Origin of the sequence: Amphibiibacter pelophylacis (assembly GCF_037688875.1) — a bacterium.
GTDB classification, from domain to species: domain Bacteria; phylum Pseudomonadota; class Gammaproteobacteria; order Burkholderiales; family Burkholderiaceae_C; genus Amphibiibacter; species Amphibiibacter pelophylacis.
In genome coordinates, this window is record NZ_JAWDIE010000001.1 from 72,275 (window position 1) to 96,443 (window position 24,169).

20 protein-coding genes are annotated in these 24,169 nt (G+C 63.8%); 7 read left to right on the top strand and 13 right to left on the bottom strand.

What is annotated here, in order from left to right:
- Positions 1-59 precede the first annotated feature (59 nt).
- The 11 genes from RV045_RS00355 to RV045_RS00405 form a co-directional block, all read right to left on the bottom strand.
- Positions 60-266 (bottom strand): DNA translocase FtsK, encoded by a 207-nt coding sequence (locus RV045_RS00355; protein ID WP_423233768.1) that lies wholly within the window; start codon positions 264-266, stop codon positions 60-62.
- On the bottom strand, positions 263-982 hold the full coding sequence (locus RV045_RS00360) for a hypothetical protein (protein ID WP_423233769.1): 720 nt from the start codon (positions 980-982) through the stop codon (positions 263-265). The genes RV045_RS00355 and RV045_RS00360 overlap by 4 nt, the downstream gene beginning before the upstream one ends.
- Complete coding sequence (locus tag RV045_RS00365; RefSeq protein ID WP_423233770.1) at positions 979-2,517, bottom strand: vWA domain-containing protein; 1,539 nt, start codon at positions 2,515-2,517, stop codon at positions 979-981. Before RV045_RS00365 ends, RV045_RS00360 begins: the two co-directional genes overlap by 4 nt.
- A 122-nt stretch (positions 2,518-2,639) precedes the next feature.
- Positions 2,640-4,847, bottom strand: a complete 2,208-nt coding sequence (locus RV045_RS00370; protein WP_423233771.1) for a GmrSD restriction endonuclease domain-containing protein — start codon at positions 4,845-4,847, stop codon at positions 2,640-2,642.
- Positions 4,848-4,900: 53 nt separating this feature from the next.
- On the bottom strand, positions 4,901-6,829 hold the full coding sequence (locus RV045_RS00375) for an AAA family ATPase (RefSeq protein ID WP_423233772.1): 1,929 nt from the start codon (positions 6,827-6,829) through the stop codon (positions 4,901-4,903).
- Between the two features lie 787 nt (positions 6,830-7,616).
- Entirely contained in the window at positions 7,617-8,255 is a 639-nt protein-coding gene (locus RV045_RS00380) for an SGNH/GDSL hydrolase family protein (RefSeq protein WP_423233950.1), read from the bottom strand.
- Between the two features lie 138 nt (positions 8,256-8,393).
- Entirely contained in the window at positions 8,394-9,536 is a 1,143-nt protein-coding gene (locus RV045_RS00385) for an ABC transporter ATP-binding protein (RefSeq protein ID WP_423233773.1), read from the bottom strand.
- A gap of 48 nt (positions 9,537-9,584) precedes the next feature.
- The gene (locus RV045_RS00390; protein ID WP_423233774.1) at positions 9,585-11,243 is read right to left on the bottom strand and encodes an alpha-amylase family glycosyl hydrolase; all 1,659 of its coding nucleotides are present in this window, start codon (positions 11,241-11,243) and stop codon (positions 9,585-9,587) included.
- A gap of 38 nt (positions 11,244-11,281) precedes the next feature.
- Positions 11,282-12,127: a carbohydrate ABC transporter permease gene (locus RV045_RS00395; protein WP_423233775.1), complete on the bottom strand. Its 846-nt coding sequence runs from the start codon at positions 12,125-12,127 to the stop codon at positions 11,282-11,284.
- Positions 12,128-12,134: 7 nt separating this feature from the next.
- The gene (locus tag RV045_RS00400; protein ID WP_423233776.1) at positions 12,135-13,058 is read right to left on the bottom strand and encodes a carbohydrate ABC transporter permease; all 924 of its coding nucleotides are present in this window, start codon (positions 13,056-13,058) and stop codon (positions 12,135-12,137) included.
- 10 nt (positions 13,059-13,068) lie between these two features.
- The gene (locus tag RV045_RS00405) at positions 13,069-14,337 is read right to left on the bottom strand and encodes an ABC transporter substrate-binding protein (protein ID WP_423233777.1); all 1,269 of its coding nucleotides are present in this window, start codon (positions 14,335-14,337) and stop codon (positions 13,069-13,071) included.
- 255 nt (positions 14,338-14,592) lie between these two features.
- Here RV045_RS00405 and glk point away from each other — a divergent pair, with 255 nt between their 5' ends.
- A complete protein-coding gene (gene glk / locus RV045_RS00410) occupies positions 14,593-16,596 on the top strand; it encodes a glucokinase (protein ID WP_423233778.1) in 2,004 nt (667 codons plus the stop codon).
- Positions 16,597-16,642: 46 nt separating this feature from the next.
- Positions 16,643-18,946: an NADP-dependent malic enzyme gene (locus tag RV045_RS00415; RefSeq protein WP_423233779.1), complete on the top strand. Its 2,304-nt coding sequence runs from the start codon at positions 16,643-16,645 to the stop codon at positions 18,944-18,946.
- A 406-nt stretch (positions 18,947-19,352) separates the two neighbouring features.
- Here RV045_RS00415 and RV045_RS00420 read toward each other — a convergent pair whose 3' ends face one another.
- Complete coding sequence (locus tag RV045_RS00420) at positions 19,353-19,928, bottom strand: chorismate--pyruvate lyase family protein (RefSeq protein ID WP_423233780.1); 576 nt, start codon at positions 19,926-19,928, stop codon at positions 19,353-19,355.
- Positions 19,929-19,980: 52 nt separating this feature from the next.
- Between RV045_RS00420 and RV045_RS00425 the strand changes: the two genes are divergently transcribed.
- From RV045_RS00425 to RV045_RS00445, 5 genes are read left to right on the top strand one after another with little or no spacing between them, the layout of a single operon-like run.
- Positions 19,981-20,292 (top strand): DUF1840 domain-containing protein, encoded by a 312-nt coding sequence (locus RV045_RS00425; protein ID WP_423233781.1) that lies wholly within the window; start codon positions 19,981-19,983, stop codon positions 20,290-20,292.
- Positions 20,293-20,347: 55 nt separating this feature from the next.
- The gene (locus RV045_RS00430) at positions 20,348-20,743 is read left to right on the top strand and encodes a rhodanese-like domain-containing protein (protein ID WP_423233782.1); all 396 of its coding nucleotides are present in this window, start codon (positions 20,348-20,350) and stop codon (positions 20,741-20,743) included.
- Positions 20,740-21,408: a histidine phosphatase family protein gene (locus RV045_RS00435; RefSeq protein ID WP_423233783.1), complete on the top strand. Its 669-nt coding sequence runs from the start codon at positions 20,740-20,742 to the stop codon at positions 21,406-21,408. Before RV045_RS00430 ends, RV045_RS00435 begins: the two co-directional genes overlap by 4 nt.
- A gap of 5 nt (positions 21,409-21,413) precedes the next feature.
- Positions 21,414-22,475: a YheT family hydrolase gene (locus tag RV045_RS00440; RefSeq protein WP_423233784.1), complete on the top strand. Its 1,062-nt coding sequence runs from the start codon at positions 21,414-21,416 to the stop codon at positions 22,473-22,475.
- Positions 22,476-22,477: 2 nt separating this feature from the next.
- Positions 22,478-23,077: a DUF2946 family protein gene (locus RV045_RS00445; RefSeq protein ID WP_423233785.1), complete on the top strand. Its 600-nt coding sequence runs from the start codon at positions 22,478-22,480 to the stop codon at positions 23,075-23,077.
- Here RV045_RS00445 and iolG read toward each other — a convergent pair.
- Positions 23,067-24,062, bottom strand: coding sequence for an inositol 2-dehydrogenase (gene iolG / locus RV045_RS00450; protein WP_423233786.1), 996 nt, complete (start codon positions 24,060-24,062; stop codon positions 23,067-23,069). The genes RV045_RS00445 and iolG overlap by 11 nt on opposite strands.
- Positions 24,063-24,169: the final 107 nt, after the last annotated feature.

Genomic DNA, 24,169 nt, shown 5'->3' on the forward strand with positions numbered 1-24,169 from the left:
ATGAAGGTGGGCGCAGAGTTTTGTGGCGTTCTGGTGGGGGAAGCATACAGCGCATCCCGTCAAACAGAGGCTTGAGCGGTGACAAGTGCCTTGTATAAAGACACTGCTCGCCCATAGCCGATTCTGTATTGCCGCTGCAGTTTGCTGACAGGAAAGTCCTGATGGATATTGAATGTCAATACTGCCTCAGAAAACAGGGGGTCGTGCAAACCCAACATGAATCCACTTGAGCTCTGGATTTCATCGTATTCAGGTAGGGATGTCATTCGGCATCCCCTTCAATTTCAGGGATTCCGCCTTCCTGCGCATTCGCCACCGCAGCCAGAATCCGTATTCGGTGCGACAGGTGGTCCAGCACGGTCTGGCCCAGTTCGTCGCGCAGCGCCTGAGGGCTGTCTGGCTGGCGGAATGTTCGCCATGCCGCATTCATCGCGGCTTGATCAGGAAATAGACCATCCGCCGCGACACCGGCCAAAGCCATGTGCGGCAGGTATGGCGCAAGGGTATGACAGTGCAGCATGTCCGGGCGCCTGCGCAGCGCAGGGGGCAACAGATCAATCGCGTTCACCATCCGGCGCATGACCGCAGACAGCGGCGGATGGAGATCGGGGAAATTCCGGCGCAGCTGATCGACGGCCGAATGGGCACGCACAATATCGTCGACAAAAATGGGGCAGCAGGCCTGATCCATCGATCCTGCCGGGCGATCCGATCCAACACCCATAGGGATGGATGTGTCCATGATCAACCGCTCAGCCAGATGCCGACGCGGATCGCTGCTGTCGTCGGCCTGCAGAATCAGGAGTTCAAGCGGGCCGCGCTGCCGCTGCATCCCGACAGACAGTGCAAACGGGAAAAGCGGGCGTTTGGGATGGAGCGACCACGCCCCAATCACCGACCATTCCTGGACTGGTGCAACCAGGGCCATCACCAGAAAAAACCGGGGATAGGCATAGGGGGCCGCAGGACCCAGACGTTTCATGACACCTCCACGCGGCGGGGTCGGCGAAGAAATGCTGGCGTGGGGTGGCGCAGGCGATATTGTTTGATCCGCCACAACAGACTTTCCTCGGTTTCCCCCCACGATTCCCCCACCTGCGCGGGCAGCGCCTGATGGGTATCCCAGCCTGATCCCGACTGGCTGTGGGCCAGGAGCTGGGCGGTTTTGTGGAATATCTCAGGCGCAGGCCCGATTGCGGTATTGGGCGGGCACCGCGCAGGTATCTGCTGCGAGTATGGCGCGCCACTCAAGCAGCCCGTATCGCTCACGGCGTTCGGCGGCGCTGTCCGGATTCTGTGCGCCAGCCGGGCAATAGCGGCTGCGGCATTTTCGTTGGGCGTCACGAATTCGCAATATCCGCCTGTGACATGGCACAGCGCCTGCAGGATATCCGCACTGGGCGCCCGGCCCAGGCCCAGCGCGTGAATGCGCAGCGGATACGCCGTCCGGTCGGCCGGGAAGGCCGCCAGCCACTGCCGCACGCCAGGCACCTCGTGCCCCTCGCTGATCAGCAGCACGTCGTGCGGGGCAGTGCTGGCCTCGGCCCGCTGGGCCAGTTCCGCAAGCGCCTCCAGCAGGGCGGTGCCACGCGAGCCCGACTGGCTGCTGAGGACCGCCTCGCGCAGGGCCGTCAACTGTCTGGGCTGATCCGCCCGGGCGCGCATCACGGGCATGAGCGTTTCGTCAAAACGGTGCAGCCACAGGCTTTCAAGCGAGGCTTCGCCATCGGTCACGGCGCCCTGCTGCAGCACATCCACCAGGTGCAGCAACGCAGTCTGCGCCTGACCCAGGTGATCGCGCATCGAACCCGAAATATCCAGCAGAATTATCAGCTTGAGCGGCCTGTCGCGTTGCGCCGCCGGGGCCGCATCGGGCTGCGGGATGTCATCCAGCAGGATGACTGCATCGCGGTCCATCCACGCCGGGGCCAGCAAACGCACATCCAGAGCGCCGTCCGCCGGGCCGACCGAAATGGCGTGGCTGGCACTGCCGACCCGGGCGCGCGCCGCAGGGCCTTCGAGATGCAGCAACAGGTCAAACCGGTAGCCTTCCAGCCATTCCTTGGGCGCAGGTTTGAAATCCCAGTGGAAGAGATGGATCTGCGTGCCGCAATCCAGCCGGGCGCCGCAGTAGGGCGCAACGGTGCTGGGGATGACCAGCCGCGCGCGGCCCGACTCCGGGGTCAGCTCCTGCGCCCACGCCACCTCCACCAGCACCGTCTCGCCCGGCAGCAGCGAGCGCAGGCGCAGGTGATACACGCCCGCCACGGCATAGCGGGTGTCCTGCGCCAGCGACGCCTCCAGGGTGTCCGGTGCCTGCCACGCGCCGAGGGTGGCCCGCGGCGGAATCGCGAAGGTGTGGCACACCCACATGCGCTGCGCGGTGGGGTTGTGAAAGGTGAACTGCAGCGTGGTGCGCAGCACCTGCCCGTCGTAGCGGCCGCAGGCGCGCAACCCACGCAGAACCACGTCGGCCACTTTCAAAGGCGGCGCCAAGCCCAGCGGAACCGGCGCCATCACAAGGCCCCAGACCGGTGGCCCGGCGGGTTCGGCAGGAAAGATTCAGGACAAAGGTCGCAGCGGTGATGTTTCATGGCCATGCGGGAGGTGAAGACACCTGCATTGTCCGCAGGGGTGCGTCAGGTTGTGGCGGAGGCGGTGGGGTCAGGGCTGGAATCTGTCGCAGGATGCACCAGCTCTTCGATCCCACTTTCGGTGATGAATTTTTTAATGAGAAATAGTGTGCGAGCATCAATCAGAAACTGGAAATCCGCAACGTCGCTTTTAGTCCAAGGAAGCGACTCAGAGGTTTCTTTTCTGTTCTCAAAAATCAGCCTATCACAAGATCGAATCGACTCAATTGAATCAAAGCAATATAAATCCAGAGCTTCCTGGTCGATTGAAATACCTGAATCACCTCTTCCACGATTTTCACTGGAGTCTAGCCACCTGAAGTTGCCCAGCGAATTTCCGATCAAGCCGCGATAACTTCTAAAATAATCCAAAAGTTTGGCGTCGTTAACAAATTCGTCCGCCAAATAACCCCCTCGCCCTGCCCAATGATACCCGAAGTTGGAATTCGGAATAACGTGGTCCAGATCAATCGGCAAATCCTCATCACGTTCCGATGTTGGATCATAGTTTGGCGAGTTATTCTGAATATATTTGCGTTGCAACCAGAGAAGGATGCGTTTTATGCTGTTTTGATCAGAAGACAAAACTCGCAGCGTAGCGCCGATGCGCTCGAAATCAAGTTTCCTATCATAGGAGTCAGCGGATTCAATTGGCCGGAGCAGAAATCTTTCATTATAGGATCGGAGCTGACTTTCAGCTTTTCGTTCAATTAGATCATCGCTGAATTTTTTAATATCGGCGGCATGAGGGATTTGATAAGCCGCCCCCGATTCTGCAATATGCGCGAAAAAATCTCTCAGGCTGTCAGCAGTGAAATGCAATTTCGGTTTTGAATCAGAATATTTATAAAAAATTGCATCTGCAGCTTTGTCATGATTATGAACAAAACCCAGCCAAGCCAAGACAAACCCAAGCAATGACTTATTAGCTTTTAAGGGCTGATTCGCGCTGTCTTCTCGGTTTCCGAAGAAAAGAACAAGCACTTCAATTAATGCCTTTGGTAGCTGCGCAAGTAAGATTTTTGGCAGACCATTAGGATTTTTGACTGTGTCATACTCCAGTTCGTCTCGTATTTGTGAAACGATTTCCGCATAATGAAAATTGCCATCTTGTTCGCAAATAAATTCTTCATATTTATCGCGGACTTGTTTTTTATCCCGGAGCACTGCAAGGGTTGAGGCGGGGTTGGGCCGAGAGTACTTTTCCCAATCACCATCCCAATCTATTTCGTAAGGCTCCATTTTTGTGACCCGTAATCCAGCTAGCGCCAAGTCAACATCACTTGCCAAACGCCCAGATTTTTTGACGACATCTTGCATGCCTTCCCGCACTTCGGGGATTTCGTTTTTAATGATCGAGTATGCCAGCTCGTTATCGGAAAGCCGTGTTCCGCCTTGGCCCAATCGGGCAAATAATCTCGAGTAGTCCTCTGAATTATTGATAATATTTTTAGAAACAATTTGAAAGAGAGTTTTTGTCTTCTTCAATTTCGCAAGATGTTTGAAAAAATCATTGGCATCATCCATACTCAAATCCAAAAGCGCGTCTTCGGAATATTCTGAGCGAATCATTTGGTGAATATTTTCGACAGACTGAGCCCCGAGTAGCTTACTGAGCTCGATTGGTATCACTCCGCTCAACAAATCCCTCCCCGTAACGCTCTTGAACGCTTCGCTAGGGGCACTTTCGCTCTGCCACTCATTCCATTTTTTTCTTCGTGTGTCGAGATCAATTTTCTGACTTGGATTGTTTTTTTGATAACCAAACGGCTGACCGGCTGATGTCACACGCAGTTGAAATTTAAGGTCCGAACTCTTTTCTGGCTTTTTTCCCAAATCCACCCAAAGCTTCAAATGCCCGCTCAACGGACCCGTTCCATACCCCAGAAGCAGGGCGGACATGCGCTGCTGCCCATCAAAAAGAAGATAGTCGTTTTCACCAACATCATGGGTTTTTCCTTCGAAATCGATGCCTTTTTTGCCCGGACTTAGCTGATGCACAAGCATAGTTCCACCGGGATAGCCGCGCAGTAGGCTATCCCAGTAATTAATAATTTGCGCATTGTTCCAAACCAGAGATCGCTGAATCGGGGGCAACATCAGGCGACTAGAATTTCCACACAAATTTCCCTCGGGCCACCTAACCGCATCCTCAATGCTCAGGCCGAAAGAATCAGATTCTGTAACTTGATCCAGTTTATTCTGTGACGACATAATTCCCTCGCAAATTTATTGTTGATATTTGATGATGCCCTGATAGAGCGGACTCAAACAAACCCCACCCTCACCCTCGCGCCTTCTTTCCCCTCGCACTCCCGCTCCAGCACCGTGATCAGGTCGCTGGCCGATGTGATGCATCGGAAACCCGACTGTCGCACAGCCACCGCAAAGTCGCCTGGCGTGATGGCCTTGATGCGTGACATCCTGCGCAGCTCATCCGGGCACGGTTCTGGGAGTTTGAGCTGCGCGCAGTGCCGCTGCAGCAATTCCTGCGCCTGCTCGGAGCGCAGGTAATCGAAGCGGACTTTCAGGTCAAAGCGGCGCATCGCAGCCGGGTCGAGCTGGTCCATCAGGTTGGTCGAAACCACCAGCACGCCGCTGTACGCCTCGATCTGGGTCAACATTTCGTTGACCTGGCTGACCTCCCAGCTGCGCTGCGCGCCGCGCCTGTCCTGCAGGAAGGTATCGACCTCGTCAATCATCAGGACGGCATCGTCGCGCTGGGCACTGCGGAATGCGCGGGCGATATTCTTCTCGGCCTCGCCCACATACATGGACAGCAGATCGGAAGCGCGTTTGACATGCAGCGGCCGATCCAGCTGCTGGGCCAGCCAGCGGCCATAGGCGGTTTTTCCGGTACCGGGCGGTCCATACAGGCACAGCCGGGCGACAGGCCGGGTTTTCAGTGTGTCCGCAATACCGGCCAGGTCGGCATCGGCATGGATGAAAGCCGGGTCATAAACCTGCGGCAAGTTACTCCGATCCGGTTGGGCAAGGGGTTTGTTGCCCTGCGCGATCAGCGTGTTATTGATCAGGCGCTCCAGGGTCGCCACGGTTTTGTCCACCCCAATTTCGGCCTGAATGGGCTGGACCACTGCCGCCGCGCGCGCGACAACGGCCGGGGCCAGATGCTCGGCCAGCGACAGGCGGCGGATGGCTTCGGCATCCAGCAGGCCCTGGCAGGTTTGCTGCAGAATGCGTTCGCGCTGCTTTCTGGGCGGCGGGGTCAACTTCAGACTGAGATCAAACCGCCGGATGAAAGCCGGATCCATGCTCGAGATATCGTTGGATATCCAGAAGGACGGCGCCGGATTGCTTTCCAGCATCCGGTTGAGCCAGGCCTTGTGGCGCTGGGCCGTGCTTTTGGCGCCCAGGCTTTGTTCATCGCTGAAAACATCCTCGATTTCATCGAAAACAATCAGCGCTCTTTGCCGGGCGAAAAAGCGCTGTGCCAGGCGAAATGCGCTCAGGCGCTTGCTGCCGGAGATCGGATCGCCTTCGCTGTCTTCCGAGGCGACTTCATACAGACTGTGCTCCAACTGCGCCGCGATGACCCGGACCAGCTGGGTTTTCCCGGTGCCGGGATCGCCATGAATCAGGATATTCACCCCGCGCTGATTCGATTGCAGGGCCTGCCGCAGGTGCGGCAGCAGGATATCCAGATCGGTCTGGATGTGCTCGTAATCGGTCAGAGTCAGATGGCTGTCGTCTGCCGCCACCAGCATACCGGCCAGCAGCCGGTCGGGCTCGATGTCGAAGTGCAGCATCTGATCCACAAAATGGGGGCTCAGGATATTCAGCTTGTCGTCGAGAGTGTCATTTTCGGGGGCGAGCGTGATCAATCCTGCACCGACCAAAGCCGACTGGCCCGACAAGGCCTTTCTGATCCCGCTGCTCTCAACCCTCAAAATCGCCGACAGGGCCTGCACGCATTTCGGGGTCGTGAGATCGTACAGCAGCGTTGCGGCCGTACGCAGTGCACTGTTTCCGTGCAGGCAGATGACGAAGCCCAGAATCTGCAGCTCGGTCGCCGACAGGTTGACCAGTTCAGCCAGCTTGGTGAGATTTCTGGACAGCAGTTCGGGCAGCTTGAGGGTATCGGCCTGCTTCTCCAAACGCTGGCGTTTGCGCCGCAGTTCAGCGCGGATCGCTGGCGGGTTGAATTTGCGGGTCTCGGAATCCACCCAATCGCCCAAGCCCAGCGCGATGGCGAGGCTATCGTCGCGGAACTCGTAACGGATGAATTTCTGGTGCGCGCCAAGGTCCAGCAGGATGCGCAGCGCCCACAGGCACAGCGGGGAATTTTCGGGCAGGGGGTCGTACTGAAAGGACAAGGTGTCGCTGGGCATAAGGCCTCCTGAATGATGGCGGGTCCAGAAACCTGCATCATCCAGATCGACGCGACATCCTGTGTCGCATGCTGTGCTTGCCAGAGGGTTGATCCAGAGCTGTTGTTATGCAGCCACTTGAGCACCGCCGCCACTGAAGTGCCCTTCCTGCACCGCGCGCAGGATGGCTGGCGGAGATTGGATCGCCATCGCTGTCTTCAGAGGCAACTTCATGCGGGCTGTACTGCTATTTGGCCGCAATGACCCGAACCAGCTGGATTTTCCGGTATCGGGATCGCTCGTTGATACAGCGGCTGCATTCTCTACCGCGCCTTCTTATGCTTTCGCATCGATTGCGGTTTAAACGGTTGCTTTTCCTTCATTTTTTTGATATAGGCCCTGGCTACGGCTTCTGCATACCGACGGGATTCTGTTCCTGAACCAAATCTCTGGGGTATGTTGTCCGATTCAATAATTGCTTCCGCATAAATCTGACCTGGTTCGATGCGATAGACCCGCCACCACCAGCCAGATTTATTGTCTCTGAGTCTGGCGCGAAGCAATAGTCCCGACCATCTGGCGGTGCAGTCGGTTTTCAGGTCTCCGGTCCAAATGATTGGATTACGATCTGTCATAACTGATATATCGATTCAAATCAATTCCAGGCCGCCACCTGCGCACCGCCGCCGCAGAACCGCCCCTCCGTGACCGCTCGCACGACGGCCGCCGCGATTTTCCGGCCACCTGCCACGGAAGGTTCGATATCGTTGGAATAATCTTCTGGCAAAGTGCAGACGCGGCGCAGCTCAATCACGCGCAGGTTATATTCCGATGCAACGCGGATAATGACGTCGTTATAGGCCCTGAGCGCTATGGATATGATCTTCTGATAATCAGCATCCGGGAAGTTCGCGTTATAGATCGTGCAGACGACCAGCGGCAGGCCAGTGTCAATACACTGCGATACTGTGGCGCGATAATCGGTTTCGAATGCAGCAATGGCCTTGGACAGTAGGGTGAAGGCCTGGTCGCTATTACTTACCGGGGTATCCAGAACATCAGCGCGCTGCAGCGCATCGTTGCCGCCGACGCTGAGAACCAGGTGCGTGTGCGTGGCGTGCAGTCGACGCAACTGGGCGGGAACATGGGCGGTCACTGCGCCGTCCATAGCCAGTAGCGACGCACGCCAGCCGGCTGGTATCTGCTCGCGCAGATGGTCGATCACCGCTGGGCCTCTTGCGGTATATCGCGCGTTATCAAAAATGGAGTCACCCACAAGGGCAATGTGTGTCATTGGGCGCTGGCTGAAATGGATCAAGCCCGCATCATCCCGACCCGTGCGTCATCCTGTTTCGCAGGCTGTATCTGCCGCAGTTGTGGCCCCAACAAAAACGGCCCCGAAGGGCCGTTGGTGGGCAGAAGCGAAGGGGCTTCAGCTCGGCAGATCGCCCAGGCGCGGCAGCGCCATGTCGTCCGTGCCGAAGGCGTGGACGTGCTCGGCGGGAATCAGGAACTGCACTTCGCGGCCGATGGACAGGCTGTGCGTGCCTTCCAGGCGCACGGTGATCGAGGGCAGGCCGGTGGCCAGCTCGACGTAGAGCAGCGTGGCGTCGCCCAGTTTTTCCAGATATTCGATGCGCCCGCTGACGCGGTTGTCGCCCGTGGAGCTGCCTTCGGGCAGCAGCACGACGTGCTCGGGACGGATGCCGATGAACACGTCTTGGCCCTTGAGGCCGCTGGCGTCCACTGCCGCGTTGAGCGTGTTGCCGCCCACCTGGATGGCCAGGCCCGTGCTGCTGGCGCTGCTGACCTTGGCAGGCAGCACGTTCATTTTGGGCGAGCCGATGAATTCGGCGACGAAGCGGCTTTGCGGGCGGTTGTACAGCGTCAGCGGCGATCCGACCTGCGCGACCGAGCCGCGCTCCTGCACCAGCTTGCCCGTGTGCAGCAGCACAATCTTGTCGGCCAGAGTCATGGCCTCGACCTGGTCGTGCGTGACGTAAATCATGCTGGCGGTGTTGATGCGTTTGTGCAGCTTGGCGATCTCGATGCGCGTCTGCACGCGCAGCGCAGCGTCCAGGTTGGACAGCGGCTCGTCAAACAGGAAGACCTTGGGCTCCTTGACGATGGCGCGGCCAATGGCCACGCGCTGGCGCTGGCCGCCCGACAGCTCTTTGGGCAGACGATCCATCAGCGGGGTGAGCTGCAGCACTTCGGCGGCCTGATCGACGCGGCGCTTGATGTCGGCGGCGTCCGAGCCCAGCACCTTCAGGCCGAAAGCCATGTTTTCGCCCACCGTCATGTGCGGGTAGAGCGCGTAACTCTGGAAGACCATGGCCACGCCGCGCTGGGCGGGTGCCATGTCGTTGACGCGCACGCCGCTGATCGACAGATCGCCGCTGGAGATGTCCTCCAGACCGGCCACCATGCGCAAGAGCGTCGATTTGCCGCAGCCCGACGGCCCGACGAAGACGCAGAACTCGCCGTCTTCGATGGTCAGGTTGGCGTTGTTGATCGTGGGCGTGGTGGCGCCGGGGTAAATCTTCTGGATGTTCTTGAAAACGATCTGGGACATGGCGGGCTTTCTAGGCGGTGGCAGGGGCGGGCGCGCGGCAGGGCGGCCTTACACGGTGAGGAAAACCCCGCTCCAGGCGGGCAGCTGGACGGTCGTGCCCTCCAGGCGCACAGCCTCGGTGGGCTCGGACTGCTGGACGATGCGGGCCGCTTCCCAGCCGGCAGGCAGGGGCAGGCTGGCGGGCGCGTCGCTGAAGTTGAACAGGGCCAGCAGCTTCTGCTGCGGTGCCTCACGCACCAGGCCCAGCACCTGCGGGTGCACAGGCAGCAGCGTTTCGGCGCCGTGCAGCAGCGCAGGCTGCTGTTTGCGCCAGTGCAGCAGGCGGCGATAGGTGGACAGCACGCTGGCCGGATCGCCCTCCTGCTGGTCCACCGCCAGCGCCAGGTGGGGCTGGGCCACGGGCAGCCAGGGCGCGGTGGCCGCTGGTGTGCCAAACCCGGCGTGGGGCGCCTGGGCCGACCAGGGCATGGGCGTGCGGCAGCCGTCGCGCCCCTTGAAATCGGGCCACATGGTGATGCCGTAGGGGTCCTGCAGATCCTCGAAAGCGATGTCGGCTTCGGGCAGGCCCAGTTCGTCGCCCTGGTAAAGGCAGGGCGAGCCCATCAGCGCCAGTTGCAGCGCGCCGCCCAAGCGCTTGAGCGCCACCGGCGTATCCGCGCCGCGCCAGCGCGAGCCCACGCGCACGCAGTCGTGGTTGCTCAGCGCCCAGGAGGGCCAGCTGTCGCCGCCCAGGCTGTGGAAGCGGCTGAAAATGGCGTGCAGCCCGGGCGCGTCGTGCACGCCGCCCAGCAGGTCAAAGCAGTAGGCCATGTGCAGCTTGTCGCCGCCGCTGGTGTATTCGGCCACGCGCGCCAGACCGTCGTCGTCGCCGATCTCGCCGACCATGGTGGTGTCGGGATAGGCGTTGAGCAGCGTGCGCAGGCGGCGCAGGAAGGCCAGATTCTCGGGCTGGCTTTTGTCGTAGTGGTGCCACTGCCAGGCGTAGGGGTTGACGCTGTTCACCGCCGGGTCTTCGCCCTGCGGCATGCCGCGCGGCGGGTTGTCCTTCAGGCTCTGGCTGTGGAAGTAGAAGTTGGCCGTGTCCAGGCGATAGCCATCCACGCCCAGATCCAACCAGAACTTCACCGTGGTCAGCAGCGCGTCCTGCACCGCCTTGTTGTGGAAGTTGAGATCGGGCTGGCTGGCCAGGAAGTTGTGCAGGTAGTACTGGCGGCGACGCGTGTCCCACTGCCAGGCGCTGCCGCCGAAAATGCTCAGCCAGTTGTTGGGCGGCGTGCCATCGTCTTTGGCGTCGGCCCAGACGTACCAGTCGGCTTTGGCGTTGTCGCGGCTGGAGCGGCTTTCGACAAACCAGGGGTGGACGTCGCTGGTGTGCGACAGCACCTGGTCGATCATGACCTTCAGGCCCAGGCGGTGCGCCTTGTCCAGCAGGGCGCGGAAATCGTCCAGCGTGCCGAACATCGGGTCGACGTCGCAGTAGTCGCTGACGTCGTAGCCGAAATCCTTCATCGGGCTTTTGAAGAAGGGCGACAGCCAGATGGCGTCCACGCCCAGCGAGGCGACGTAATCCAGGCGGGCGGTGATGCCCGGCAGATCGCCGATGCCGTCGCCGTTGCTGTCGCCGTAGGAGCGCGGGTAGATCTGGTAGATCACGCCGCCGCGCCACCAGTTGCTGTTGGTGGCGGGGGTGAGTGCGTTTTCGTTCATGGAGACTCTTGGGAAATCAGCAAAAAGCCAGCCAGGGATCAACCCTTGACGGCGCCAGCGGTCAGGCCGGAGACGATTTTCTTCTGGAAAATCAGCACCAGCACGATCAGCGGGATCGTGACAATGACCGAGGCGGCCATGATATTGCCCCAGGGGATGTCGTACTTGCTGGCACCGGACAGCAGCGAGATCGACACCGGCACCGTGCGCTCCTGGTTGTCCAGAATGAAGGTCAGCGCGAAGAGGAACTCGTTCCAGGCCGCGATGAAGGCCAGCAGGCCGGTGGACACCAGCGCGGGCCACAGCAGCGGCATGAAGACGTCTTTCAGGATGCGCCAGGGGCTGCAGCCGTCCATGATGGCGGCCTCTTCCAGCTCTTTGGGCAGCTGCTTCATGAAGGTCGTCAGCACCCACACCGTGAAGGGCAGCGTGAAGATCATGTAAGGCAGGATCAGGCCGACGGCCTTGTTGTACAGGCCCAGGAAGCGAATCAGCTCGAACATGCCCGACAGCACGGCCACCTGCGGGAACATGGACACCGACAGGATGGCCGCCAGCAGCAGGCCCCGGCCCTTGAACTGGATGCGGCCCAGCGCGTAGGCGGCGGTCAGGCTCAGGAAGAGCGACAGCGCGACCACGCCGGTCGACACCATGATGCTGTTGAGCAGGTGGCGCCCGAAAGGCTGCTCGGCCGTCTGGAACAGCGACAGATAGTTGGAGAACGTGGGTGCCTTGGGCCACAGCGCCGGGTTGAACAGGTCAGAGCCCGTTTTCAGCGAGGTGCTGATGGCGTAAATGAAAGGGAAGACCGAGATCGCGCTGATGACGATGGCCGCCACGTACAGCAGGATGCGGCCCAGTTTCTGTTGTGTCGCGTAGTTCATGGCGGGCTCAGTCGTTGTTGCGGCCGGTGGCGCGGCTCAGACGCATGTAGGCGATGGTGCAGCCTCCGATGATCAGGAAGAGCACCGTCGAAGCGGCGGAGCCCAGGCCCACGTAGCCGTTGTCCACCATCTGCCGCTGCACGTAGCCGGACATGGAGATGGTGCTGTCGCTGTTCGAGGTCAGCACGTAAATCAGGTCGAACACGCGCAGCGCGTCGAGCAGGCGGAAGATCACCGCCACCATCAGCGCGGGCTTGATGAAGGGCAGGGTGATGTTCCAGAAGACGCGGAACGGGTGGACGCCATCGACGCGCGCGGCCTCGTAGCAGTCCTTCGGGCAGGTTTGCAGCGCGGCCAGGATGAGCAGCGTCATGAAGGGGGTGGTTTTCCAGACATCGACCATCACCACGGTCCACATGGCGTAATCCATGTTGGCCGTCCAGGCGATGCGGTCGTGGATCAGGTGGAAATCCAGCAGCCACTGGTTGACGATGCCGAACTGGTCATGCAGCATCCAGCCCCAGATTTTGGCCGACACGATGGTCGGGATGGCCCAGGGGATCAGCACGGCCGCGCGCACAAAGGTGCGGCCTTTGAATTCCTGATTGAGCAGCAGCGCCACAGCCAGGCCCAGCAGGGTTTCCAGCGTGACGGAGACCGAGGCGAATTTCAGCGTATTGAGGATCGCCGTGCCCCACTCACCGGCCCAGAAGCCGTTGGTGTCGGCGGAATTGCCAAAGAGGCCGTAATCGCCCCAATAGTTTTCAAAGCCCACCCATTTGGCGGCGGACAGGTCGTTGATGTTGGCGTCAGTCAGGCTGAACCAGATGGTTCGCGCCAGCGGCCAGGCGGCCACGAGCGCCAGTACCACCAGCAAAGGAGTCAGAAAGATCCAGGCCTGACGGCTGCGGGCTGCGGTACTGGTGCTCATGGTGTTTTCCTTACCAGCCTTGACGTTTGATCTGCTTCAGACGGGCTTCCAGCGCCTTGACGCTGTCGGCGCCCGACTGCTTGCCTTCAAGCACGTTGTGCGTGGCCTGCCAGAAGGCCTGGCTGACCTCGTTGTACTTCAGGCCCGTGACGGTCGAAGGACGCGGCGTGGCATTGATGAACACGTCGTACAGGCTGCCGAAGAAGGGGTTGGCGGCCAGCACGTCCTTGTCCTTGTACAGCGACGGGTAGGTCGGGTTGTACGAACCGCCAATGGCGCGGTCCTTCTGCACGGCTTCGCTGGTCAGGTACATGACCAGATCAGCCGCCTCGGCCGGGTGTTTGGAGTACTTGGGCACGGCCAGCTGCCAGCCGCCCAGCGCTGCAGCTGCCTTGCCGCCTTCGCCAGCCGGCAGGGCCGACACGGCCACCTTGCCTTTGATCACGCTGTCATTGCCCTGGGCCAGCGACCAGGCGTACGGCCAGTTGCGCATGAAGGCGGCCTTGCCGGTCTGGAACACGCCCCGGGCGTCTTCCTCGGCGTAGTTCAGCACGCCGGGCGGCGTGATCTTGCCCACCCACTTGGCGGCCATGTCCAGCGCGGCAGCGGCCTTGGGGTTGTTGATGGTGATGTCGCCCTTGCTGTCCACGATGGTGCCACCGCCGTTGCTGGCCACCCATTCGACGGCGTCGCAGGTCAGGCCCTCGTAGGCCTTGCCCTGGAAGACGAAGCCCTGGAAGTCGGACACCCCGGCCTTGCGTTCGCCGGCCTGGATGGTGGTGGCGGCGGCTTCCAGTTCAGCCCAGGTCTTGGGCGGGCTGAGCTTGTACTTGTCCAGCAGGTCCTTGCGGTAGAACAGCAGGCCCGCATCGGTGAACCAGGGCATGGCCAGCAGCTTGCCATCCACGGTGTTGTTTTTGACGATGGCGGGGAAGTGCTGCGATTCGATGCCCTTGCTGTAGGGCTTGAGATCGATCAGGTGATCCTTGATGATGCCAGGCCACACCACATCGACCACGACCACGTCCACATCGCTGGACTTGGCCGCGAACATGCGGCGGTACAGGCCCAGGATGTCGGTGGTGGAGGCAGGCACGGACAGGTGCTTGACCTGATTGCCGGTTTTCTTGGCCCAGTCGCCGGTGGCGCGCTTGCACCACTCGTAATCCTGCCCCACCGTGCCGCAGGAGATGGTCAGGGTCACGCCGGCGGCATGGGCGGCGCCGAAACTGCCCATGAGGCCAACAGCAGCCAGCAGGGGGACGAGCTTGAATTTCATGCGGTTCTCCGAAGAGGATGAAGGGGATTGAAAAGGGCCACACGCGTGGACCGGATCAATGTAATTGGGTTACCGCCGAAATCAGTCTGGGGCTTTCCCTGGTGTCGTATCGTGGCGAATCTGCGGGACAGCCCATCCCGCTTTTCCCGTGAGGGTTAGCGCTTGCATCGGGTTTTCCGGATGCAACGGCTTCTGGACATTCATGTAACTCTGTTACAAGATGAGGCAAGAAGCTGTATCGCCCGGGAGGTCCACATGTCGATTCCGCCGTCCACGCCCGTGGCCACCCCGCGAGCCGTCCCGTCGGCCGCCGACCCTTGGCCAGACGATCCCGGCCTGGGCTACGCGCCGCGCACCGGCGGCGTCTGGGCGGCCAGCGCCGGGCAGGCGGGCGAGGACAGCGAATCCGCGCCGCGCCTGCTGGTCGATGTCGGCGGCATGTACCTGCGTTTCGCCCTGCAGTGGCCGGACCGGCTGGATTTCGCCGCCACCCTGGTCTGCGCCGAATGGCCGGGCCTGGAAGAGGCCACACTGGCGGTGCTGCAGCGCGTCTTCCCCGACGATCCGCTGGGCCAGGTGCGCCACGCGGTGTTTGCGGTGGCCAACCCGGTCACGGGCGATTTCGTGGCGCTGACCAATCACCCCTGGCGTTTTTCGGTCAGCGCCATGCGGCGCAACCTGTGCCTGCAGACGCTGCTGGTGGTCAACGATTTCGCCGCGATGGCGATGGCGCTGGTCGATCTGCAGCCCGGCGACACGCTAGACCTGGGCGGTGGCCCGCCGCAGCCGCGCCAGGTGCGCGCTGTGATGGGACCGGGCACGGGCCTGGGCATGGCCGGGCTGCTGCCGGTGGACGAGCGCTGGACGGTGCTCAGCAGCGAAGGCGGGCATGTGCCCTACGCGCCGCACAACGCACTGGAGGCGCTGGCGGTGGTGCAGGTGCAGTCGCGCTACGGCCACCCGTCGGCCGAGCGCCTGCTGTCGGCCAGCGGGCTGGAGCTGCTCTTCGATCTGTGCTGCACGCTGGAGCGCACGCCCGGCCGCGTGGCGCATCTGGAGATCCTGGAACCCGCCGCCGCCGCGCAGATGGGCCTTGCGGGGCGCGAGGCACTGGCCACCAGCGGCTGCAGCGCCCGCGAGATCGCCGCGCTGGCGCAGGCCCGCCGCCCGCAGCCGCAGGCGCTGCAGGCCATCGCGCTCTTCTGCGGCATTCTGGGCAGCGTGGCGGGCAACCTGGCGCTGACGCTGGGCAGCCTGGGCGGTGTTTACCTGGCCGGCGGGATGCTGCCGCACTGGGCCGATCTGCTGCCGCGCTCGGGCTTTCGCGATCGGTTCACGCGCAAAGGCCGGTTCGCGGCTTACCTGGCCCCGGTGTCGACCCAGCTCATCGTGGCGCCGCACGGCGTCTTTCGTGGCCTGTCGGCGCTGCTGGCCGACCACCTGCGCCAGGAGCACGGCACCGCGCGCGTGCTGCTGGATGTGCGCGAGGCCTATCCGCGCCTGTCGGTGTCCGAGAAGAAGGTGGCCGGCGATCTGCTGTCGGCGCCGCGCCCCTGGCTGCGCGACCCGATTGCCCAGATCGCCCGGCGCTGCCAGGTCAGCGCGCCGACGGTGCTGCGCTTCTGCCGCAGCCTGGGCTACCAGGGCCTGAGCGAGTTCAAGCTGCGTCTGGGCGCTGGTCTGGCCGTGGCGCCCGTCGCACTGGCGGCGGCCACGCCCGAGGACACGGCGCAGACGCGGCTGCAGCGCCACGTCCAGGCGCAGTGCGCTGCCCTGCAGCAGCAGCGTCAGCGCCTGGATGCGGCGGCGTTTGACGCGCTGGCACTGGCGCTGGCCGGGCTGCGCCACGGCCTGGTCCTGGCGCCCGCACGCCAGCAGGCGCTGTCGGCGCTGGCGCTGGAGCTGCTGGCCGCCCCGGGTGGCGCGGTGCTGTCCGCGCCCACCAGCCCGGCCGCGCAGCAGGCGGTGCTGGCTGCGTTGGCGCCGGGAGACGCGCTGCTGGCGCTGGCGCTGCCTGCGGGCACGCCGGATGACGAGGCGTGGGACGCGCTGGCCACCGCCTGGCCCGATCTGGCTTCTGGGCTCAGGCCAGCCCGAGCCCGGGGCGTGCGCCTGCTGGCGCTGGGGCTGCCGCCGGGGCTGGAGGACGCGACCTGGCTGCATCTGGCCTGGCTGCAGACCCTGGTGGACGACGGGCTGCTGCGCGCGGCTTCGGGTGTTTCCCCGGACAGACCGGGTCTGGAGCCTGCATTAGACTGACGCCATCCTGACTGATTTCCTGTGTTTCTCCACAACCGCTTGTCCCATGAACAAACCGATTTCCACCGCCGAACAGGCCCTGCGCGACGCCGCCCGTGAGTACCACCGCCTGCCGGGCCGGGGCAAAATTGCCGTCACCCCGACCAAGCCGCTGTCCAACCAGCGCGACCTGAGCCTGGCCTATTCGCCCGGCGTGGCCTACCCCTGCCTGGACATCCAGGCCGACCCGTCGCTGGCTTACGAGTACACCAGCCGGGGCAACCTGGTCGGCGTCATCACCAACGGCACGGCGGTGCTGGGCCTGGGCAACATCGGCCCGCTGGCCGGCAAGCCGGTGATGGAGGGCAAGGGCTGCCTGTTCAAGAAATTCGCGGGCATCGACGTGTTCGACATCGAGCTGGCCGAGAACGATCCTGACAAGCTGGTCGAGATCATCGCCGCCATGGAACCCACGCTGGGCGGCATCAACCTGGAAGACATCAAGGCGCCCGAGTGCTTTTACATCGAGAAAAAACTGCGCGAGCGCATGGCCATCCCGGTCTTTCACGACGACCAGCACGGCACGGCGATCATTTCGGCAGCGGCCATGCTCAATGGCCTGGAACTGGTGGGCAAGAAAATCGCTGACGTGAAAATCGCGGTGTCCGGCGCGGGCGCGGCAGCCATCGCCTGTCTGGACGTGATGGTGGGCCTGGGCGTTCGCCCCGAAAACATCTACGCCTGCGACAGCAAGGGCGTGATCTACCAGGGCCGCCCGGGCGGCTACGACGAAAGCAAAGCCCGCTACGCGCAGAACACCGAAGCGCGCACGCTGGCCGACGTGGTTGCCGAGGCGGATGTCTTCCTGGGCTGCTCGGCACCCGGTGTGCTGACGGAAGACATGGTGCGCAGCATGGCCGACCGCCCGGTCATCCTGGCGCTGGCCAACCCCGAACCCGAGATCCGTCCCGAACTGGCCAAGGCAGTGCGCCCGGACTGCATCATCGCCACCGGCCGCTCCGATTACCCCAACCAGGTCAACAACGTCCTGTGCTTCCCCTACATTTTCCGGGGCGCACTGGATTGCGGCGCCACACGCATCACCGAGGAGATGAAACTGGCCTGCGTGCGCGAGATCGCCGCGCTGGCCAAGGCCGAGAGCAGCGCCGAAGTGGCCGCCGCCTACGCCGGACAGGATCTGTCCTTCGGGCCCGACTACATCATCCCGACGCCGTTTGACACGCGCCTGATCCTGCGCATCGCGCCCGCCGTGGCCCGCGCCGCCGCCGAATCGGGCGTGGCCACGCGGCCCATCACCGACATGGACGCCTACCGCGCCAGCCTGGAGCGCTTTGTCACGCAGACCGGCATGTTCATGCGCCCGGTGTTCGCCGCCGCCAAGGCCGCGCCGCCCGAATCCAAGCGCGTGGCCTACGCCGAGGGCGAGGACGAGCGCGTGCTGCGCGCCGTACAGACCGTGCTGGACGAGGGCCTGGCCCGGCCCATCCTGATCGGTCGCCCGGCGGTGATCGAAGCGCGCGCCATCAAGGCCGGGCTGCGCCTGCGTCCCGGCGTGGACGTGGACTGCGTCAACCCCGAGGACGATCCGCGCTTCCGCCAGTACTGGGAGACCTACCACGGCCTGATGGGACGCGACGGCCTCTCGCCCGAAGCGGCCAAGGCGGCGGTGCGGCGCTCGACCACGCTGATCGGCGCGCTGATGGTGCGGCTGGGCGACGCCGACGCGCTGCTGTGCGGCATGCTGGGCCGCTTCGACGGGCACCTGGAACATATCCAAAACGTGATCGGGGTCAAACCCGGCGCGCCGGGCCTGGCCGCGCTGAACGCGCTGATGCTGGAAGGGCGCACCATTTTCATCACCGACACCTACGTCAACGACCAGCCGGACGCCGCGCTGCTGGCCGGGATCGCCCGGATGGCAGCGGCCGAGGTGCAGAACTTCGGCTTCCCGGCGCGGGTGGCTTTCCTGTCGCACTCCAACTTCGGCAGCAGCCGCCGACCCAGCGCGATCAAGATGCGTCAGGCGCGCGACCTGTTCCGCCAGAGCTGTCCGGACATCGAATGCGACGGCGAAATGCACGGCGACGCTGCGCTCAGCGAAGCGCTGCGCCAGACCGCGCTGCCTTCGACCACGCTCAGCGGCGAGGCCAACCTGCTGGTCTGCCCCAACGTGGACGCGGCCAACATCCTCTTCAACGTGGTCAAGATGACGGCTGGCCACGGCGTCACCGTCGGGCCCATGCTGCTGGGCACGGCGGCGCCAGCGCATGTGCTGACGCCCTCGGCGACCGTGCGCCGGGTGGTCAACATGACCGCGCTGGCGGTGGTGGAGGCACAGGCCGCACGCTGAGCGTTGACGCTTTAACGCGTTCAGCGCTGAAGTCAGGTCCACCGGCTTTCTCTTCCCGACCCCAGACCCCCGGATTCGCGGGGCCTGGGGCCCAGATTCCATCCAGAAACAGCCTCTTGCGCGGTCCAGACCCGCAGGTGAGGGGATGGCAGCGTGCGCCCGGCACAGAACAATCGGGTCTCACGAATGCGGGATGGATCGGGATGGACCTTATGGAAAAACGCTTGTCGCTGCAGATGCTGGACGTGATGGCCACGCGCATCCACGTCGGTCTGCAGGCGCAGCTGGGCATGGAAGTGGATGTCATGCAGATGCGCACCAACAGCGCCTACGCCCGCCGCCTGCTGTGGCTGTGCGACGCCGCCGAGGGGACAGAGCTGCCCTATCTGGCCGACCTGTACCGCCATTACGCCCGCGTGCTGCCCAGCTTTTTCAGCCGCCTGATGGCCGAGGAGAACCACTCCGAGACCAGCAACGAGGCGCCGGCCCTGCCAAACACCGAACAGCGTCCGCCTGTGAGCGACACGCTCTGATCGCGCTGCCGCGCCGGAACATGCGGCCCCTGATTGCCCCCGCACCCGGCCACCGGCCGCGCCAGCGCCCGCAGTGGCGTGCGGCTCAGCGGCGTGCGGCGCGGTGCGAAAAGCACCTCGGCCATCGCCCGCGATCCCAGGCCCAGCAGGCAGCGCCACATCAGCCGCGTCGCGCGCACCTGCGCGACCGAGCGGGCGTGCACCAGCACCTCGTCCCCGCAGCACAGCGCCACTTCGCGCAGCCACAGCGCTTCACCGGGCCGCGCGCCAATCTGGCGCCGCTCCCAGGCCGTGGCCGGGCGACGCACCGGCAGCACCCGGACGCGGATGCCGCCCCGGTCGGCGTAAGTGCGGTTCAGATGCGCGGTGAGCGATCCGGGAGCGCACTGCCAGCGCTTCAGGCGGTGGCGAGCGCTGCCGCGAACTACTGACGTTGACGGTGGGGTCATCGCGAAAGGGGTACAACCAAAATCGTGTTCAACATATTGACTGGAGTTTGCCTTGAAATACACCTTCAAATCACGTTTTAGCGCGGACATTCTGATGCTGAATCCGCATGCAGAGAACCTGCTGCGCGCCATGGGCAAATCGCCCGAGGCGCAGGGCATCGTGACCCCGGAACAGATGCCCGCCGCCATCAGCGGCCTGGAAGCGCTGTCCGCCGTGCCCCACCCCGAGAGCGAAGACAACGAGAGCCTGGCCGACCATGGCACCGGGCCCGAGCGCCGCGCCGTGCCGCTGCTGGCCATGCTGCGCGAAGCGCAGGCGCACAACGCCGAAATCATCTGGGAGTCGCAGGCAGTTCACCACTGACGCGGCTGAAATCTGCTAACTTCCTCCCCGTATCCAAACCGGTGGGGAACCCGAGATGAGATTCAGAACGATGACCACGGCGCTGGCCACGATGCTGCTGGCGACTTCGGCCTTGGCGCAACTGGCGCCGGTGACGACCGCGCAACTGCGCGACAGGCTGCAGACCGGCAAGGCGCTGGTTATTGATGTGCGCGAAAGCAATGAGCTGGCCGACGGCGTCATCGCCGGGGCCAGACTGCTGCCCATGAGCCAGCTGCCCCAGCGCACGGCCGAAATCCCCAACGATCCCGATCAGCCGGTGTACCTGGTGTGCCGCACGCAGAACCGCTCGCAGAAAGTGGCTCAGCAGCTCGCGCAGCTGGGCTACAAAAATGTCACCTACGTACAGGGCGGCATGTCGGCCTGGCAGGCGGGCGGCTTGCCCGTGGTCCAGCCGCCCAAATCTCCATGAGTTCCAAAGAGGCCGGGACGAACTTCCTGCTGGTGCGTCACGGCGAAACCGACTGGAACGTCGAGCGCCGCCTTCAGGGCCACACCGACATTGCGCTGAACGCCCGGGGGCTGGAACAGGCTGCGCAGACCGCGCAGGCCCTGCGCTTCGAGAACGTCCAGCGCGTGGTCAGCAGCGATCTGCAGCGCGCACGCCAGACCGCTCAGGCGGTTCTTGATGCCCTGACGCCCGCCTCAGCCCTGCCACCGCTGCAGCTCGAAATCAGCCTGCGCGAGCGCCATTTCGGCGTCCTGCAGGGCCGCAGCGCGCACGAGCTGCAGTGCAGCGACGAGCCGCTGGCGCGCATCTGGCACGAGCGCCAGGTCGATGCCGTGCTGACCGGCGGCGAATCGCTGGCCGTTTTCCACGCCCGCGTCGTCGAAGTGCTGGAGCGCCTGGCCACCCAGCACGCGGGCGAAACCGTGGTGCTGGTCGCCCACGGCGGCGTGCTGGACAGCATGTACCGCCACATCCGCGGCCTGCCCCTGCACACCGCCCGCGAGTGGCTGCTGCCCAACGCCGCCATCCACCGCGTCAGCCACCATCCGCAGCGCGGCTGGCAGGTGCTGGCCTGGGCCGACGAGCGCCACCTGAAGGCCGCCCGGGACGAGGTGGACGCGGCTTGATCCCCGTGGCATCGCTCCCCGCTCCCGGCGATGCGCCGCTGAGCACCGCGCCCTGGCCCAGCCCCGCCTGGCTGCCCGGCGGCCAGGTGCAGACGGTGCTGACCGGGCTCGCCGCCCGCGCCCTGCCGCGCGGGGCCGCCAGTCTGCCACTGCGCCGCGAGCGCTGGACCACGCCCGACGGCGATTTTCTGGACATCGATCGGCTGGACGCCGACCCGGCTGCGCCTATGCTGGTGCTTCTGCACGGGCTGGAAGGCAGTTCGGCCAGCAATTACGCGCAGGCCTTTGGCCACTGGGCGCGCCAGAATGGCTGGGCCTGCGCGCTGCCGCACTTTCGCGGCTGTTCAGGCGAGATCAACGTGGCGCCACGCGCCTATTTCAGCGGCGATGCGGTCGATGTCAACCTGATCCTGACCCGGTTGCGCCAGCACTGCAGCGGGCCGCTGGTGGTGGTCGGCGTGTCGCTGGGCGGCAACGCCCTGCTGCGCTGGGCGCAGACGCAGCCCGCGACGCAGGTGCTGGACACCGCCTGCGCGCTGGTCACGCTGTGTGCGCCGCTGGATCTGACGCGCTGTGGTGATGCGCTGGACACCGGGCTCAACCGTTTCCTCTACACGCCCATGTTCCTGCGCACCATGCAGGCCAAGGCCGAGACCAAGCTGCGCCAGTTTCCCGGCCTGTTCGACGGCCCGGCCATGCGCGCAGCGCGCACGCTGCGCGCCTTTGACGATGTATTCACCGGCCCCCTGCACGGCTACCGCGACGCGGCCGATTACTGGTTGCGCGCCAGCAGCCTGCCGCTGCTGCACACCGTGCCTGTGCCCGCGCTGGTGGTCAACCCGCGCAACGACCCTTTCGTTCCGGCCGCTTGTCTGCCCGGGGCCGCGCAGGCCGCGCCCGGCATGACGCTGTGGCAGCCGCCCACCGGCGGGCATATGGGTTTTGCAACGGCGCCTTTCCCGGGCGATCTTCAGGCGCTGCCGCAGGCCATGATGGCCTGGGCGCAGCAGCGCATGCCCATGGCGGGCTGGGCGCAGACGCCGCAGGGCTGGCGATATGGGGGGTGACCATGGATGATCTGGTCCGCGCCGCGCTGCGCAAATGGCCCAATGTGCCGGCCTGCTACGGCTGGCTGGCGCTGGATGCGCGCGGCGACTGGTGGATGCGCGACGACGCCACGCAAGCGCGCGGGCCATTTCCCGCCGCCAAAGGCAGCCGCATCCAGCACGACAAACTGCTGGGCTTCATCGCCCGCAATTACGCGGTGGACAGCAGCGGCGCCTGGTTTTTCCAGAACGGCCCGCAGCGCGTTTATGTGACGCTGGAGGCCGCGCCACGGGTCTGGCGTCTGGGTCAGAACGGCGATCAGAAAGGCCACGTCCTTAGCCACCTGACGCTGAACCTGGGGCGGCATCCCGGCTTGGACGATGCTCCCGTCAACGCGCTGTCGACCGTGCTGGACGAGGACGGCCGCCTCTACGCCCAGCTCGCCTTTGCCCAAGAGGAGTCCGCCTGGGGCGTCGTCCACCCGCAGGATCTGTGGACCGCCAGCCAGTGGCTGGAGCAGGGCGTGTGGCCCCAGCCTCAGGAGATGTCGCTGGCTGCGCTGGCGCAACACGCCGGTTTTGTGCGGGCGCCGCAGCCCGGCAGGGTTCCGCTTACAGGCTGACCGGCTGGCCGGTGCGGGCGGATTGGGTGGCGGCGTCGGCCAGCTTCTGCGCGGCCACGCCGTCTTCCACGGTTGTTTTAAACGGCTGGCCCGACTGCAGGCACTCGAAAAAGTGCTCGATCTCCAGCCGGTAGGCGGCGGCGTAGCGCTGCAGGAAAAACGCTTCCGGCTTGTCGGCCTTGATGCCATTGGCGTCCCACTGGGTGACCTGGCTGGGCGCCTGGTTGCCGCACTGCAACAGGCCCCGGCTGCCCAGCACCTCGAAGCGCTGGTCGTAGCCGTAAGCGGCGCGGCGCGTGGTGTTGATCTGGCACAGGCGGCCCTTGTGCGTGCGTATCGTCACGGCGGTGCAGTCGTAATCGCCCGCTTCGCCGACCGCAGGGTCGGTCAGCACCGAGCCGGTGGCTGACAGCCAGGCGGCTTCGTCGCCATCGGCGCACAGAATCCAGCGGAAGACGTCGAAATCGTGGATCAGCATGTCGCGGAAAATACCGCCCGATTGCTTGATGTACTCGACCGGCGGCGCCCCCGGGTCGCGGCTGGTGATGACCAGCATCTCGGGGGTGCCGATCTCGCCCGCGTCCATGCGGCGACGCGCTTCGCTGAAGGTCGGATCAAAGCGGCGCTGAAAGCCGATCATGCAGCCCACGCCCGCATCGGCCACCGCCCGCGCTACGGCCTGCGCTCGCGGCACGGACAGATCGACCGGCTTCTCGCAGAAGATGTGCTTTCCTGCCGCCGCTGCCCGCGCGATCAGGTCGCTGTGCGTGCTGGTCGGCGAGCAGATGGCCACGGCGCTGATGCGCGGGTCGGCCAGGATGGTGTCTGTATCGGCGACCTGCGCGCCGAGCTGCTGCGCCAGGCGAGCGGCTGCTGCAGGCAGCGCGTCACAGACGAAATCCAGCTTCACACCGGGCAGGGCGGCGAGGTTGCTGGCGTGAATCTGGCCGATGCGGCCAGCGCCGAAGACGGCGACGTGTTTCATGGGGGCTCCTTGTGGTCTGGGCGTTATCCAAACAGACTATAAAGAGCTTTTACCGGAGAGGAAATATTTTTGCTGAAAAAATTCAAGCTGAAAATGATTTCTATTTG

Excerpts from the sequence above, each read along its gene's own strand:
- RV045_RS00355 (WP_423233768.1), bottom strand. The coding sequence starts at position 266 with ATGACATCCCTACCTGAATACGATGAAATCCAGAGCTCAAGTGGATTC.
- RV045_RS00360 (WP_423233769.1), bottom strand. The coding sequence starts at position 982 with ATGAAACGTCTGGGTCCTGCGGCCCCCTATGCCTATCCCCGGTTTTTT.
- RV045_RS00365 (WP_423233770.1), bottom strand. The coding sequence starts at position 2,517 with ATGGCGCCGGTTCCGCTGGGCTTGGCGCCGCCTTTGAAAGTGGCCGAC.
- RV045_RS00370 (WP_423233771.1), bottom strand. The coding sequence starts at position 4,847 with ATGTCGTCACAGAATAAACTGGATCAAGTTACAGAATCTGATTCTTTC.
- RV045_RS00380 (WP_423233950.1), bottom strand. The coding sequence starts at position 8,255 with ATGACACACATTGCCCTTGTGGGTGACTCCATTTTTGATAACGCGCGA.
- RV045_RS00385 (WP_423233773.1), bottom strand. The coding sequence starts at position 9,536 with ATGTCCCAGATCGTTTTCAAGAACATCCAGAAGATTTACCCCGGCGCC.
- RV045_RS00390 (WP_423233774.1), bottom strand. The coding sequence starts at position 11,243 with ATGAACGAAAACGCACTCACCCCCGCCACCAACAGCAACTGGTGGCGC.
- RV045_RS00395 (WP_423233775.1), bottom strand. The coding sequence starts at position 12,127 with ATGAACTACGCGACACAACAGAAACTGGGCCGCATCCTGCTGTACGTG.
- RV045_RS00400 (WP_423233776.1), bottom strand. The coding sequence starts at position 13,058 with ATGAGCACCAGTACCGCAGCCCGCAGCCGTCAGGCCTGGATCTTTCTG.
- RV045_RS00405 (WP_423233777.1), bottom strand. The coding sequence starts at position 14,337 with ATGAAATTCAAGCTCGTCCCCCTGCTGGCTGCTGTTGGCCTCATGGGC.
- glk (WP_423233778.1), top strand. The coding sequence starts at position 14,593 with ATGTCGATTCCGCCGTCCACGCCCGTGGCCACCCCGCGAGCCGTCCCG.
- RV045_RS00415 (WP_423233779.1), top strand. The coding sequence starts at position 16,643 with ATGAACAAACCGATTTCCACCGCCGAACAGGCCCTGCGCGACGCCGCC.
- RV045_RS00420 (WP_423233780.1), bottom strand. The coding sequence starts at position 19,928 with ATGACCCCACCGTCAACGTCAGTAGTTCGCGGCAGCGCTCGCCACCGC.
- RV045_RS00430 (WP_423233782.1), top strand. The coding sequence starts at position 20,348 with ATGAGATTCAGAACGATGACCACGGCGCTGGCCACGATGCTGCTGGCG.
- RV045_RS00435 (WP_423233783.1), top strand. The coding sequence starts at position 20,740 with ATGAGTTCCAAAGAGGCCGGGACGAACTTCCTGCTGGTGCGTCACGGC.
- RV045_RS00445 (WP_423233785.1), top strand. The coding sequence starts at position 22,478 with ATGGATGATCTGGTCCGCGCCGCGCTGCGCAAATGGCCCAATGTGCCG.
- iolG (WP_423233786.1), bottom strand. The coding sequence starts at position 24,062 with ATGAAACACGTCGCCGTCTTCGGCGCTGGCCGCATCGGCCAGATTCAC.